At 73.4% G+C, this 13877-nt stretch carries 13 protein-coding genes; 3 read left to right on the top strand and 10 right to left on the bottom strand.

The annotated features are described in order from the left end of the window. Positions 1-497: 497 nt before the first annotated feature. From ligA to AB0F10_RS38805, 7 genes are all read right to left on the bottom strand, one after another. Complete coding sequence (gene ligA / locus AB0F10_RS38835) at positions 498-2681, bottom strand: NAD-dependent DNA ligase LigA (protein ID WP_360637369.1); 2184 nt, start codon at positions 2679-2681, stop codon at positions 498-500. Between the two features lie 154 nt (positions 2682-2835). Then, a complete protein-coding gene (locus AB0F10_RS38830; protein ID WP_360637363.1) occupies positions 2836-3189 on the bottom strand; it encodes a VOC family protein in 354 nt (117 codons plus the stop codon). Positions 3190-3233: 44 nt separating this feature from the next. Then, entirely contained in the window at positions 3234-4232 is a 999-nt protein-coding gene (locus tag AB0F10_RS38825) for a methionine synthase (protein WP_360637360.1), read from the bottom strand. Beyond that, positions 4225-5439, bottom strand: a complete 1215-nt coding sequence (gene mnmA / locus AB0F10_RS38820) for a tRNA 2-thiouridine(34) synthase MnmA (protein ID WP_360637357.1) — start codon at positions 5437-5439, stop codon at positions 4225-4227. The genes AB0F10_RS38825 and mnmA overlap by 8 nt, the downstream gene beginning before the upstream one ends. 165 nt (positions 5440-5604) lie before the next feature. Further along, positions 5605-6780, bottom strand: coding sequence for a cysteine desulfurase family protein (locus tag AB0F10_RS38815; protein WP_360637354.1), 1176 nt, complete (start codon positions 6778-6780; stop codon positions 5605-5607). A gap of 103 nt (positions 6781-6883) precedes the next feature. Continuing rightward, a complete protein-coding gene (locus AB0F10_RS38810) occupies positions 6884-7843 on the bottom strand; it encodes an electron transfer flavoprotein subunit alpha/FixB family protein (RefSeq protein WP_360637351.1) in 960 nt (319 codons plus the stop codon). 14 nt (positions 7844-7857) lie between these two features. Then, positions 7858-8637, bottom strand: coding sequence for an electron transfer flavoprotein subunit beta/FixA family protein (locus AB0F10_RS38805; RefSeq protein WP_360637348.1), 780 nt, complete (start codon positions 8635-8637; stop codon positions 7858-7860). A 388-nt stretch (positions 8638-9025) separates the two neighbouring features. Here AB0F10_RS38805 and AB0F10_RS38800 point away from each other — a divergent pair, with 388 nt between their 5' ends. Genes AB0F10_RS38800 through AB0F10_RS38790 form a run of 3 tightly spaced genes read left to right on the top strand, consistent with a single transcriptional unit; the run spans position 9026 to position 10043 of the window. Beyond that, positions 9026-9367 (top strand): DUF202 domain-containing protein, encoded by a 342-nt coding sequence (locus tag AB0F10_RS38800; RefSeq protein ID WP_360637366.1) that lies wholly within the window; start codon positions 9026-9028, stop codon positions 9365-9367. Further along, positions 9364-9666: a DUF202 domain-containing protein gene (locus AB0F10_RS38795; RefSeq protein WP_360637345.1), complete on the top strand. Its 303-nt coding sequence runs from the start codon at positions 9364-9366 to the stop codon at positions 9664-9666. The genes AB0F10_RS38800 and AB0F10_RS38795 overlap by 4 nt, the downstream gene beginning before the upstream one ends. Before the next feature lie 38 nt (positions 9667-9704). Then, positions 9705-10043, top strand: a complete 339-nt coding sequence (locus tag AB0F10_RS38790; RefSeq protein WP_360637340.1) for a PLDc N-terminal domain-containing protein — start codon at positions 9705-9707, stop codon at positions 10041-10043. A 14-nt stretch (positions 10044-10057) separates the two neighbouring features. Here the strand turns inward: AB0F10_RS38790 and AB0F10_RS38785 are convergent, their stop codons facing one another. The 3 genes from AB0F10_RS38785 to AB0F10_RS38775 form a co-directional block, all read right to left on the bottom strand. Continuing rightward, positions 10058-11680, bottom strand: a complete 1623-nt coding sequence (locus tag AB0F10_RS38785; protein WP_360637337.1) for an acetolactate synthase — start codon at positions 11678-11680, stop codon at positions 10058-10060. Positions 11681-11746: 66 nt separating this feature from the next. Next, positions 11747-13579, bottom strand: a complete 1833-nt coding sequence (locus AB0F10_RS38780; RefSeq protein ID WP_360637334.1) for an Hsp70 family protein — start codon at positions 13577-13579, stop codon at positions 11747-11749. 40 nt (positions 13580-13619) lie between these two features. After that, positions 13620-13877 (bottom strand): hypothetical protein (locus AB0F10_RS38775; RefSeq protein WP_360637331.1); only part of this gene is annotated, 258 nt, incomplete at its 5' end.

The following is a 13877-nucleotide window of genomic DNA, read 5'->3' as shown; positions in this document are numbered from 1 at the left end:
GCGGCGGGGCTGGGCGCGCCCCGCCGCCACCGGCCGCCGATTCGCCGGCCACCCGCCCGGGCATCACCGTCACGACCATCGGAGACCGGGCCGTCGTCCGGACGCCGGGCCCGCGGCCGGCCGTCGAATGGGCCGTCCGGGGCCGGGCCGGTCCTTATACGAGAGCCGGCGTCGGAGCGCAAATCGCCGGCGCCGGCGCAGCACCGTGGATCGTCGCACCCGGAAGCGCTTTCACCGGGGGCCATTGTGGTCTCGCCCGGTGCCGCGGGCCGGCCGCCGCCCCGCACGCCCGTGGCACGCTCCTCGCCCGGCTGCCCTTCGCCCGGCATGGAGCTGCGCTGCTGTGCGGCATCCATGCGACCTCCACGGTGGTGTCGACCGAACGATCTTCCTCACCATAGATCCGCGTAGACAAAACTACGCGAAACAGACTCGCCGTTACCAAATCGGCATATCTGCCTGAACGCGGAACACCCGAGATTTCACCCGTTGGTGGGCTAACCCGTCGCCTCCTCGGCGGCCGCGGGCGCGGCCTTGCGCTTCGGCTCCTTGACCGGCTCCTCCGCGATCTCGGCCACCTCGCGCGCCGCCTCCGGGCCCTGCGCCAGCAGCACCGCGAAGCCCGCCTCGTCCAGCACCGGCACCCGCAGCGACAGGGCCTTGTCGTATTTGCTGCCCGGGTTGTCGCCCACCACCACGAAGGCCGTCTTCTTCGACACCGAGCCGCTCACCTTGCCGCCCCGGCCCATCACGGCCTCGGACGCCTCGTCGCGGGTGTGCGTGGAGAGCGTGCCGGTCACCACGACCGCCAGGCCCGCCAGCGGGCGCGGGCCGGTATCGGTCCGCTCCTCCGCCATCTTCACGCCGGCCTCGCGCCATTTGCGGACGATCTCGCGGTGCCAATCGACCGCGAACCAGTCACGCAGGCTCTCGGCGATCGTCGGACCCACGCCGTCCACCGCGGACAACTCCGCGATCCGGTCCTGCGCGATCGCGGACTCGATCGCCTCCATCGAGGCGAACTCGAGGGCCAGCGCGCGGGAGGCCGTCGGGCCGACGTGCCGGATCGACAGCGCCACCAGCACCCGCCACAGCGGCCGCTGCTTGACCTCCTCCAGGTTTTCCAGCAGCTTGACCGCGTTGCTGCCAAGGCTGCCGTCCATGTTGACGAAGAAGGGCGAGCGCAGCAGGTCGTCGGCGGTCAGGCCGAAGAGGTCGCCCTCGTCGGTCAGCACGCCCGACTCATACAGCGCGCGGGCCGCCTTGTAGCCCAGCACCTCGATGTCGAGGGCGCCGCGCCCCGCCAGGTAGAACAGGCGCTCGCGCAACTGACCCGGACAGTGCCGGGCGTTGGGGCACCGGATGTCGATGTCGCCCTCCTTGGCGGGGGCGAGCGGCGTGCCGCACTCGGGGCACTCGGTCGGCATGACGAAGGGGCGCGCGTCGTCCGGCCGCAACTCCATCACCGGGCCGAGCACCTCCGGGATCACGTCGCCGGCCTTGCGCAGCACCACCGTGTCGCCGATCCACACGCCCTTGCGCTCGACCTCGCGGGCGTTGTGCAGCGTCGCCTGCGCCACCGTCGAACCGGCCACCAGCACCGGCTCCAGCAGGGCGAACGGGGTCACCCGGCCGGTCCGCCCGACGTTGACGGCGATGTCGAGCAGCTTGGTGGTGACCTCCTCGGGCGGATATTTGAAGGCGATCGCCCAGCGCGGCGCGCGGCTCGTCGAGCCGAGCCGGCCCTGGAGGGCGACCGAGTCCACCTTGATGACCACGCCGTCGATCTCGTGCTCGACGTCGTGGCGGTGCTTGCCGTAGTAGTCGATGTAGTCGCGCACCTCGGCCATCGACTCCACCAGCCGCCACCGGTCGCTGGTCGGCAGGCCCCAGGATTTCAGCGCCGCATAGGCGTGCGACTGCGAATCGGGCCGGAAACCCGTGCGGGCGCCGATGCCGTGCACGACCATGCGCAGGCCCCGCGACGCGGTGATCCTCGGGTCCTTCTGCCGCAGGCTGCCCGCGGCGGCGTTGCGGGGGTTGGCGAACGGCGCCTTGCCCTGCTCGACGAGCGAGGCGTTGAGGTCGGCGAACGCAGACGCCGGGAAGTAGATCTCGCCGCGCACCTCGAGCAGGTCGGGCGGGTCGTCGCCGGCCAGCCGCTCGGGGATCTCACGGATCGTGCGGACGTTGGAGGTCACGTCGTCGCCGGTCTGGCCGTCGCCGCGGGTCGCGCCGCGGACCAGGCGCCCCTTTTCGTAGGTGAGGTTGATCGCCAGGCCGTCGATCTTGAGCTCGCAGAGGAACTGCACCGGCCCGCCCGCGTCCCGCACGGTGCGCTCGGACCAGGCGGTCAGCCCTGCGTCGTCGAAGACGTTGTCGAGCGACATCATCCGCTCGGCGTGCTCGACCTGGGTGAACAGCGTGGAGAACGAGCCGCCGACGATCTGCGTGGGGGAATCGGGGGTGCGCAGCGCCGGATGACGCTCCTCGAGCTCCTCGAGCTCGCGCAGCAGCGTGTCGAACTCGGCGTCGGCGATGGTCGGCGAGTCGAGCACGTAATAGCGGTATTGGTGGCCGCGCAGCTCATCGGCGAGCGCGGCATGCCGGGCGCTGGCCTCGGAGGTCGGCTCGGTGCCGGCCGCGGCGACCTGCTCGGCGGTCGGCCCGCCCTGCGCCAGTTGCTCGGCGGCGGCCGGCTCCGCCTCGACAGACTGCTTCTCAGACACCGCAAAGACCTCCGTGTTCGTCCTTCCCACGGCACGTTAGTCGCCCGGTCCGACAAAACCGCAGACGTGCCGGGCCGCGCCGCCGGACGTCAGGAGTGCGGCGTGCTCACCAGCGGAGGCAGAACGGGTGACCCACCGGGTCGGCGTAGACCCGGAAGCAGCCGTCGCCGCCGTCCAGGCGCTTGGCGCCGGCCGCCAGCACCCGCCGCTCGGCCGCCTCGACGTCGTCCACCCGCACGTCCAGGTGGTACTGCTGCGGCCGATGCCGGTCCGGCCAGTCCGGCGGAAGGAGATCGGGTGCCTTCTGGAACGCCAGGCTCGGCGCGTCCGAGTCGGTGCGGACGGTCACCCGGTCGCCCTCGTCGCGGACGACGTGCATGCCGAGCAGCTCGCAGTAGAAGCCGGCCAGGGCACGGGGATCGGGGCAGTCGATGACGACGGTGTCCAGACGTCCAATCATGAGTGCATGATGCCCGGCGCGCCCCGGCGAATGCGCCGGAATCGTCAGACTTCGGCCAGACGGCGACCGGCGTCGCGGCAGGCCTTCAGCACGGCGCGCACATAGGACGGCGCCGCACCGGCGAGGCCGCAGGCGGGCGTGATCACGACCTGGCCGGGCAGCCGGGCCGCGGGAAAGCCGAGCCTGCTCCAGAGCCTGCGCACCCGCTCCGCGACCTGCGCCGACGTCAGCGGTGGCGACCCGGGAGCCGGGCGCGTGGCCGCGGCCCCGGCGAACAGGCCGAGACCCGCCTCGAGGGCCTCGCCGAGCGGGTCGAGATCCTTCAGCATCCCCAGGTCGAGCGCGACGGCCGCGGCCCCGGCGTCCCGCACGACCTGCAACGGTGCGGCGGGAGCACAGCAGTGCACGATGACCGGCACCCCGACGACCTGCACGACGGTGCGCAGCGCGCTAGCGGCATCGGGGCCGTCGACGGCCCGGTAGGCGCTCAGCCCGCTCTCGGTCGGAATGTGTCCGGCGAGGACCGCCGGCAGCGACGGCTCGTCGAGCTGGAGCAGCACGGACGCGTGCGGGAGGCGCCGCCGCACATCGGCGACGTGCCGGCGCAGCCCCTCGGCGAGCGAGTCCGTGAGGTCGCGCACGGCACCGGGGTCGCGCAGCATGCGACCGCCGATCGCCAGGTCGAGGCTCGAGGCCAGGGTCCACGGCCCGGCGGCCTGCACCTTGACCGGCCCGGCGTAGCGGTCGGCCTGCTCGGTGAGCTGGTCGAGGTCGCGTTCGAGCAGATCGGCGATGCGGCGCTGGTCCCGGCCCGGGCGCGGGGCCATCTGCCAGCGCCCCACGTAGAGCTGAACGGGGAGCTCGACCAGCAGGCCGGCGCTGCGCCCGATCATGTCGGCGCCCGGCCCCCGCTCGGGCAGCTCGGCGAGGTGCGGCAGGTCGGGCAGCTCGCCGATGATCAGGCGCTGGGCCTCGGCGACGTCGGTGCCGGGCAGCGAACCGAGCCCGGTGGCCGCGCCGGACGGCCAGGGGAAGTCAGGCACCGTGCGCCGGCCCGGCCACACCGGGCGAACCAGCGGCGCCGGCCGGCACCCGGTCCTCGCCGGCCCTGTCCTGGCCGGCCCTGTCCTGGCCGGCCCTGTCCTGGCCGGCCCGGTCGCCCGGATCGTCGTCCCGGGCCACGGCACCGGTGGCGATCGTCGCCGAGCCCAGCACGATGTCACCGGCCGGATCGGGCCGGTAGGCGACGATGGCCTGCCCGGCGGCGACTCCCCGGGCCGGCGTGTGCAGCCGCGCCCGCAGGCCGTCCGGGCTGACGGTCACGGCGGCCGGGACCACCTCGCCGTGCGCGCGCAACTGCACCTCGCACTCGACGGGCGTCGGCTCGCCGTGCCAGATCGGCCGGGTGGAAGTCACCAGGTCGACCTCGAGGTCCTCGCGGGACCCGACCGTGACCGTGTTGGTCTTCGGGGTGATCGACAGCACGTAGCGCGGGCGGCCGTCGGGCGCGGGGACCCGCAGGTCCAGGCCCTTGCGCTGGCCGACGGTGTAGGAATACGCGCCGGCGTGCCGGCCGAGGACGGCCCCCGTGCGGGAGTCGACGATGTCGCCCGGCGCCTCGCCCAGGCGCGCGGCCAGGAAGCCACGGGTGTCGCCGTCGGCGATGAAGCAGATGTCGTGCGAGTCGGGCTTGTCGGCGACGGCGAGGCCGCGCTCGGCGGCCTCCTCGCGGACCCGGGTCTTGGTCGAGTCGCCGAGCGGGAAGATCGCCCGGTCCAGCTGGGCGCGGGTCAGGACGGCCAGCACGTATGACTGGTCCTTGGCGATGTCGACGCTGCGCCGCAGCAGGCCGTCGGCGCCGAGCCGGGCGTGGTGGCCGGTGACGACCGCGTCGAAGCCCAGGGCGACCGCACGGTCCAGCACCGCGGCGAACTTGATCTTTTCGTTGCAGCGCAGGCAGGGGTTCGGGGTGCGGCCGGCCGCATACTCCGCGACGAAGTCGTCGACGACGTCCTCGTGGAACTGCTCGGCCATGTCCCACACGTAGAACGGAATGCCGATGACGTCGGCGGCCCGCCGGGCGTCCCGGGAGTCCTCGAGCGTGCAGCAGCCCCGCGCGCCGGTCCGATAGGTCTGCGGATTGCGCGCCAGCGCCAGGTGCACGCCGGTCACGTCGTGACCCGCGTCACGAGCGCGCGCGGCGGCGACGGCGGAGTCGACCCCACCGGACATGGCTGCTAGAACTCGCACGTCCGCCAGCCTATCCGCCACTGCCGGCAACCCACACAGCGGCGGGGAAGTCCCTGGGGCGCAGCTGGCGGATCATGGCGTTGCCGAGCCGAGGTCCAGGTTTCGCGTCGCAAGTGGGGTGGAAGCTGGACCCGGCGCAGGCCGCCATGATCCGCCAGCTGTGCCCTAGCGAGGGGTCTTCCACGCGGTCGCGCGGCGGGCCCGCTCGACCGCTCCCGGCAGCACCGCGAGCAGCGCGTCGAGGTCGGCGGCCGTGGACGTGTGGCCCAGCGTGAAGCGCAGCGACGAGCGGGCCCGGTCGTTGTCCGCGCCCATCGCCAGCAGCACGTGCGACGGCTGCGCCACGCCCGCCGAGCAGGCCGAGCCCGTCGAGCACGAGATCCCCTGCGCGTCCAGGAGCAGCAACAGCGCGTCGCCCTCGCAGCCGGGGAAGGAGAAGTGCGCGTTGCCCGGCAGGCGGTCGGCCGTCTCGCCGTTGTAGACGGCGTCCGGCACCGCCGCCCGCACCCGCCGGGCCAGGTCGTCGCGGAGCGCGGCGACCCTGGCCGCGTACTCCTGCTGGGTCTTGACCGCGGTCTCGACCGCGACCGCGAAGGCCGCGACTCCCGGGGTGTCCAGCGTCCCGGAGCGCACGTCGCGCTCCTGGCCGCCGCCGTGCAGCAGGGGTGTCGCGGCGACGTCGCGGCCCAGCAGCAGCGCGCCGACGCCGACCGGGCCGCCCAGCTTGTGGCCGGTGAGGGTCAGCGCCGCGACGCCGCTCGCGGCGAAGTCGACCGGAACCTGGCCGACCGCCTGCACCGCGTCCGTGTGGAACGGAATGCCGGCCCGCGCGGCGAGCGCGGCCAGCTCGGAAACCGGCTGGATCGTGCCGACCTCGTTGTTCGCCCACTGGGTGCTGATCACCGCGATCTCGTCGCCGTGCTCGGCGAGCAGGCCGGCCAGCGACTCCGGATCGACCCGGCCGGCCGCGTCAACCGGCAGCCAGCTGACGTCGGCGCCCTCGTGTGCGCCGAGCCAGTCGACCGCGTCGAGCACGGCGTGGTGCTCGACCGCCGACGCGACCACCCGGTTGCGGCGCGGGTCGGCGCCCCGCCGGGCCCAATAGATGCCCTTGGTCGCCAGGTTGTCGCTCTCGGTGCCGCCGCTGGTGAAGATCACCTCTGACGGGCGGGCGCCGAGCACCGCGGCGATGCGCTCGCGGGACTCCTCGACCAGCCGGCGGGCGCACCGGCCGGCAGCGTGTAGGGACGACGGGTTGCCGACCTCGCGGGCGGCCACGACATATGCGTCGAGCGCTTCGGCGAGCATCGGCGTGGTCGCCGCGTGATCCAGGTAAACCATCAACGTGAAGCTTATGCCTTGAGGCGTCAACCGAAACGGGCCGGATGGATTGAGCGCGAAACGGCCCGGCGCAGGTTCCGCCGGGCCGCCTCGAACCTGTCGCCTACTTGCGCTTGCGGATCGCGTCGTCGGCCTGCGGCACGACCTTGAACAGGTCACCGACCACACCGAAGTCGGCGAGCTCGAAGATCGGGGCCTCGGGGTCCTTGTTGACCGCGACGATCGTCTTCGAGGTCTGCATGCCGGCCCGGTGCTGGATCGCGCCGGAGATGCCCAGGGCAACGTAGAGCTGCGGAGACACGGTCTTGCCGGTCTGGCCCACCTGGAACTGGTGCGGGTAGTAGCCCGAGTCGACCGCCGCGCGGGAGGCGCCGACGGCACCGCCGAGCAGGTCGGCCATCTCCTCGACCAGCTTGAAGTTGTCGGCGTTGCCGACGCCGCGGCCGCCGGAGACGACGATCGACGCCTCGCTGAGCTCGGGGCGCGAGCCCTTCTGCTCGGCGACCCGCTCGACGACCCGGGTCAGCTTGTCCGCGTCGGTGGCCGTGACCTCGAGCGTGGTGACGGCCGGGGTGGCGGGCGCCGGCTCGGGGGTGATCGAGTTCGGGCGGATCGTGATGATCGGCAGGCCCTTGGTGACCTTGGACTTGACGATCGTGGAGCCGGCGAAGACGACCTGCGTCGCGGTGCCGTCCGCGGCCACCTCGACCGCGTCGGTCAGCAGCCCGTTGTCGAGCTTGACCGCGAGCCGGCCGGCGATCTCCTTGCCCTCCTGGGTCGAGGCGAGCAGCACGGCGGCGGGCTGGACCTGCTTGACCAGCTCGGCGACGGCGGTGGCCTTCGACGCCACGAGGTAGCCGTCGATCTCCTCGCCCTCGCCCGAGTAGATCTTCTCGGCGCCGTACTCGCCGAGCTTGGCGGCGAACTGCTCGGTGGCGCCAGCGCCGCCGAGAACTACCGCCGATACGGAGCCCAGCGTGCGGGCGATGGTCAGCATCTCGAGCGTGACCTTCTTGACGCCGGCGGCCTGGGAGGCCTCGACGACGACCAGTACTTCAGCCATGGTGGGAGCCCCTCTCAGACGAACTTCTCGGCGGCGAGGTACGCGACGAGCTGCTCGCCGCCCGTACCCTCGTCAGTGATCTTGGTGCCGGCGGACCGCGCCGGCCGCCTCGCGAACTCGACCACCGCGGAGGTCGCGCCCGCGGTGCCCACCTCGCCTGCGGAGACGCCCAGGTCGGCGAGCGACAGGGTCTGCACCGGCTTCTTCTTCGCGGCCATGATGCCCTTGAAGGACGGGTAGCGCGGCTCGTTGATCGTGTCCCACACGCTGACGACGGCCGGGGTGGCCGCGGTGACGACCTCGTAGCCCTCGTCGGTCTGCCGCTCGGCGGTCAGCTGCGCGCCGTCCACGGTGAGCTTGCGGGCGCCGGTCAGCGCCGCGATGCCGAGGCGCTCGGCCAGCATGTGCGGCATGACCTGGACGCGGCCGTCGGTCGACTCGGCGCCGCAGATCACCAGGTCGGCGTTGAGCGTGCCGAGCGCGGCGGCGAGCACCTTGGAGGTCGCCACGGCGCAGGACCCGCGCAGCGCGTCGTCCACGACGTGCACGGCCTTGTCCGGGCCCATGGACAGCGCCTTGCGGATCGACTCTGAGGCGCGCTCGGGGCCCATCGTCAGGACGGTCACCTCGCCACCGTGCGCCTCCTTGATCTTCAGCGCCTCCTCGATGGCGTACTCGTCCATCTCGTTGATGACGTTGTTCGCCGAGGCCCGCTCGACGGTGTTGTCACCCGCGCTCAGGGTGCGCTCAGCACCGGAGTCGGGTACCTGCTTGACCAGTACGACGATGTTCATCGCGCTTCGACGACCCTCCTGTTGATGGACGCACGCCTACAGCCGGAACTGCTGTCCTCTCCGGATGTTACCCGCCAGTAGCTTTCGGGTCTCCACCACCGAGAGTGACTCACCTCACCCGGAGCCGCCACATGATCGCTACAGTCTGATCAAGGGGGTACCAGGACATGTCCGGCCAAATGACAGCTGTTTCGCGCGGGTTACCCGCGCGTTCGCCCCATCCTCTCCCACCGCACCGGCAGAGCGAGCCGGAGGGAGCCTGGTGCACCTGTGGACACACCCGCGAGTCCTGCGTGAGCGGGGAGATGCGCCGGTTGTGGGCGGCGCGTCTCGCTGGTCGATAATCGCCGGTGTGCTCGGCCAGTGGTTCAACCCGCAGAAGACCCCGATGGCCGGCGAGAAGCCGGACTACCGCTTCTCGCTGGCGAACGAGCGCACCTTCCTGGCCTGGATCCGGACCGCCCTGGCGCTGCTGGCCGGCGGGCTCGCCTGCGCGCAGTTCCTGCCGCCGCTGCCCATCGCCCACCTGCGCGAGGGCATCGCGGTGGCGCTGCTGCTGCTCGGCGGCGTGGTCGCGCTGCGGGCCGTCGACCACTGGGCGCGCACGGAACGCGCCATGCGGCTCGGCACCGACCTGCCGAAGTCCCGGTTCCCGGCGGTGCTGGCCCTGATCGTGGCGCTCGGCGCGCTGCTGCTGGTCGTCGCCGTGTTGATCAAAGCGTTCTCGTGAGGCCGGACCCGGGCGCCTCCGCGGAGCGGACCCGCCTGGCCTGGCGGCGCACCGGGCTCTCGGCGACCGCGGTGGGCCTGCTCGCGACGCGGCCGGCCTTCGCACCCGGGGCGGGCACCTGGACCTGGCTCGGCGCCGGGGCCGCGATGACGCTCTGGGCGGCCCTGATCGGCCTCGCCTACCGGCGGGCCCGGGGGCTCAACGCCTGGCCGCCACGGCCCGGCCGCCGCACGGTCACCGTGTACGCGGCGCTCACCGTAAGCCTCGCCGTGCTCGGCGCCGCGCTTGTCATGCTCTGATCGTCGCCGTTTGGTGTGCGGCGCGTCATCATTGCCTAATGGTCCGGTTGTTCGTCCTCCTGGTTGCGGTGCAGCTGGTGCTCGTGGTGCTCGCGCTGATCGGCGCGCTGTCGGCCGATCGGGTTCGCAACATGCCGCGCGCGCTGTGGCTGCTCGTCATCCTGCTGATCCCCCTACTCGGCCCCCTCGCCTACTTCTTCTGGGGACGGCCGGTGCAGCCGCCGCGCGAGGGCGGCCCGATACGCCCGAGCTCGCCCCGCCCGGCCTCGCCGGACGACGACCCGGACTTTCTGCGCTCGATGGACACCGAGCGGTCCCGCCGCGAACGCGAGCTGCTCGACCGGTGGGAACGCGAGCTGGAGAAGAACGACGAGTGACCGGCGCGACCCGGTCAGGCCAGGTTGGACGACCGGGGGTACGCGTCCGCCGGATCGGTCAGCACGTTGACCAGGTAGGGAACGCCGGAGTCGAAGGCGCGCTGCAGCGCCGGGCCCAGCTCGGACGACTTCTCCACCGTCTCGCCGGCACCGCCGAGCGCCTCGACCACGCGGTCGTAGCGCAATCCGGGCTGCAGGTCCGCGGCGACGTCGTAGCCGTACATGGCCTGCATCGGGTGCTTCTCGAGGCCCCAGATGCCGTTGTTGCCGACCACGATCACCACGGGCAGCTTCTGCCGTACCAGCGACTCGGCGTCCATCAGCGAGAAGCCGGCCGCGCCGTCGCCCATGAGGACGCAGATCTGCCGGTCGGGGTAGGTGACCCGGGCGCCCATCGCGTAGCCCATGCCGGTGCCGAGGCAGCCGTACGGGCCGGGGTCGAGCCAGGTGCCGGGCTGCGCGGGCTCGAGGTAGCGGCCGGCGTACGAGACGAAGTCGCCGCCGTCGCCGATGGTGACCGCGTCCGGCGCCAGCACCTTGCGCAGCTCGCCGTAGACCCGGGCGGGCTTGATCGGATCGCTCTCCGCGGCCATCGCCTCGGCGTCGCGGGCCCGGCCGGCGTCCTCGGCCGCGCGCAGGCCGGCGATCCAGTCGCCGTGGCCGGCGCGCCGGCCGGGGTAGTCGGCCAGCGCCGCGAGGATCAGCCGCAGGTCGCCGGCGGGCGATACGGCGGTCTCGACGTGACCGGCGCGCTGGGTGGGCGCGTCGACGATGTGCACGACCTTCGCGGCGCCGAACTCGCCGAAGCCGAGGCGGAAGTCGAGCGGCGTGCCGATGACGGCGACGACGTCGGCGCCGTCGAGCGCGGGGCGCCGCGCCCGGGCGAAGGCGAGCGGGTGGCCCGGCGGCAGCGCGCCGCGGCCCATGCCGTTGGCGAAGACCGGAATCCGCAGCGCCTCGGCGGCGGCCCGCAACTCGGCGATGGCGTTGCCGCCCCACACGTCGGAGCCGGCGATGATGACCGGGCGCTCGGCGGCGGCCAGCAGCGCGGCGGCGCGGGCGACCTCGTCGGCATCGGGCTCGACGATGGGGATCTCGGGAGATCCGGGCGCGGCGGCGTCCTCGCTGGAGAAGAGCACCTCGAGCGGCACGTCGAGGAACGCCGGACCGCGGTGCGCGGTCAGGGCCGCGGTCAGCGCCCTGGCCACCTCGGCCGGGATCTGCTCGGTGCCGGCGACCGTGGCGGCGTACTTGGTGACGGGCGCGACCAGCGGGACGTGGTCGATCTCCTGCAGGCTCCCGGCGCCCCAGCGGAAGGCGGGCGCCCGGCCACCCATCACCAGCACCGGTGAGGCGTTGAAGAACGCGCTTGTCAGGCCGGATATGCCGTTGGTCACACCGGGGCCGGCGGTGAGGACGGCGAGGCCCGGGCGGCGCTGAAGCTTGGCGACGGCCTCGGCGGCGAAGACGGCCGACTGCTCGTGCCGCACGTCGTAGATCGGGAAGCCGGCCTTGTGCGCGGCGTCGTACAGCGGAAAGACGTGCCCGCCGGAGAGGGTGAACATCTCCGTCACCCCGTACGCCCGCAGCGCGGCCAGCGCCAGGTCCCCGCCGTGACCCTCGATCATTTCCGACATGCCAGCTCCCGCCGCTCGGTCCTCGTCAGCACGCTACCGGGATCGGTGGGAAAAGATGAGTAAGACTCACCCTTGCCGTCGGCGCAACCCCTCCAGCAGCTGCTCGACCGCCACGTCCATCGGCACCCCCGCGCTGACGCTGTACGCCGCGAGCAGCGCGACCACGGGCACCGCGACCAGGAAGAGGACGCTCAGCAGGAGCTGGAAGAAGCGCAGCACGCGACCCGATCGCCGGCGCGGCGCGGCCGGGCGGCGGGCGGCCGGCGGCGAGTCCCACCGGGCCGTGGATGCCGGACGGGCTGACGCCCCGGGCCGCGCCGACGGCGAGACCCGCCGCGAGGCGACCGCGGAGGGCGAGACCGGCCGCGAGGCGACCCCGGCGGGCGCGGCGGCCCGCGACGCGGCCGATGAGGCCCCCGACCGGGAACCGGCCGGGCCCGGCTGGGCGGCGACCGTCTGCGCGGCGCCCCGCTTATCGCGCTTGTCGCGCTTGGTCGCACCAGGGCGACCCGATGAGGGGCCGGGCCGGGTGGCGGCGGCCGCACCGGTGGCGGAACCCGCCGGGGTGTTCTGCAGGGCGTGCACGTCCCACGAGGGCTCGGAGGCGACCGTCTGATCCGGGTCCGGCACCCAGTGCTGCTGCGCGTCCGGCCACGGGTCGACGGCCGGCGGCGGCAGGCCCGCCGCGGGCTTCGCCGACGGCACCGTGTCCATGTCGTCGACCGCGACCGCCTTCGTCGGCGGCGCCTCCGGGTTGTTGCGGGAGACCAGGCGCATCTCGGCCGTCGGGCCCGGCGCGGCAGGCTCCGCCGCCAGCAGCGCGGCGTCGGCCAGGATGCTGCCCTCCGCGACCACCAGCTCGGGCTGCTCGATGGCCACCGGCGCCTCGCCGAGCTCGCGGTGCAGCAGCGTCGCCACCAGCGGAATCCGGCTCGCGCCACCGACCAGGAAGACTCCGGCCAGCCGCCCGTCCGGCAGGTCGGCCCAGTTCAGCAGGTCCTTGGTGACCCGCACGGTCTGGTCGAGCAGCGGCCGGGCCAGCTCCTCGAGCTCCTCACGGGTCACGTGCAACTCGAGGTCGAGCAGCGGCACCACCACGTCGGCGGACTGGATCCGCGACAGCCGCTCCTTGGCGATCCGCACGTCGTCCCAGAGCTGGTGCTTGGCGCGCCGGTCCTCGAGCGTCTCCGGCTCGGACAGGCGCTGCCAGACGGCCGCGTCCTGCTCGGCGACCAGCTTGCCGATGTGCTCGACGATGGCCGCGTCCACGTCCAGGCCGCCGATGTCGTCGCGGCCGTCGACGGCCAGGACCTCGAAGCCCTCCGCGGTGCGCGCCACCACGCTCGCGTCGAAGGTGCCGGCACCGAAGTCGTGCACCACCACGACGGACCCGATCGGCACGTCGCGGCCGAGCACCTCGGCGAAGTAGGTGGCCGCGGCGACCGGCTCGGCCACCAGGCGCACCCGCTCGAGGCCGGCGATGGCGGCGGCCTCCGCGAGCAGGCCCCGGCGGGTCGCCCCCCAGGTCGCCGGGCAGGTCAGGGTCACCTCGGGGCGCACCGGGCCGACCGCGCGGTGCCACTCGTCGGCCACCCGCACCAGCACCGCCGCGATCAGGTCGACGACGGGCAGCTCCTGGTCGCCGAGCAGCACGAGGCCGTCGTCGATGCGGCGCTTCGGGTTCGGCTCGAAACGGGCCGGGTCGCGCCGGGCGCTGTGCACCGCGTCACGGCCCACGGCCAGGCTGCCGCTGGGCTCGGCGTAGACGGCGGAGGGCAGCAGCGGGGAGCCGTCGACGAGGATCGGCCGCGCCCGCCCGTCGGGCCAGCGGGCCACCGCGACGGTGTTGGACGTGCCGAAGTCGACGCCGAGAGAGTGCCGACCCTGGTCGATGGACATGCGCGCCAGTGTAGGCCCCACCGCGAAGTAAATGATCTGGCTACTCGAGCCGCCAGCGCAGGTCACCGTGCCGGCCGCGCAGGCAGCGCACGGCCTCACCCTCGGCGGTCCGGCCGAGGGCGCCCTCTTTGTCGCACCGGCTCCAGATCTTGACCGGGGCCTCGATCTCCTCGCCCTCGCCCGGCGGCTGCAGATCGTCCGGCGGCGGCGGCTCCGGCGGGATCGCGATCGTGGTAGGCGCGGGCGGCACGGCCGGCGTCGCGGGCGCCGGCACCGTCGTCACGGGCGGCCGGGCGGG

This window comes from Actinoplanes sp. NPDC026623, assembly GCF_040638275.1.
Lineage (GTDB): Bacteria > Actinomycetota > Actinomycetes > Mycobacteriales > Micromonosporaceae > Actinoplanes.
This window is presented reverse-complemented; position numbering and strand designations above follow the sequence as displayed.

Bases quoted from the DNA above. Each gene is read 5' to 3' on its own strand.
- AB0F10_RS38830 (WP_360637363.1), bottom strand. From the start codon at position 3,189: ATGATTGGACGTCTGGACACCGTCGTCATCGACTGCCCCGATCCCCGT.
- AB0F10_RS38815 (WP_360637354.1), bottom strand. From the start codon at position 6,780: ATGGTTTACCTGGATCACGCGGCGACCACGCCGATGCTCGCCGAAGCG.
- AB0F10_RS38810 (WP_360637351.1), bottom strand. From the start codon at position 7,843: ATGGCTGAAGTACTGGTCGTCGTCGAGGCCTCCCAGGCCGCCGGCGTC.
- AB0F10_RS38805 (WP_360637348.1), bottom strand. From the start codon at position 8,637: ATGAACATCGTCGTACTGGTCAAGCAGGTACCCGACTCCGGTGCTGAG.
- AB0F10_RS38800 (WP_360637366.1), top strand. From the start codon at position 9,026: ATGGCCGGCGAGAAGCCGGACTACCGCTTCTCGCTGGCGAACGAGCGC.
- AB0F10_RS38790 (WP_360637340.1), top strand. From the start codon at position 9,705: ATGGTCCGGTTGTTCGTCCTCCTGGTTGCGGTGCAGCTGGTGCTCGTG.
- AB0F10_RS38785 (WP_360637337.1), bottom strand. From the start codon at position 11,680: ATGTCGGAAATGATCGAGGGTCACGGCGGGGACCTGGCGCTGGCCGCG.
- AB0F10_RS38780 (WP_360637334.1), bottom strand. From the start codon at position 13,579: ATGTCCATCGACCAGGGTCGGCACTCTCTCGGCGTCGACTTCGGCACG.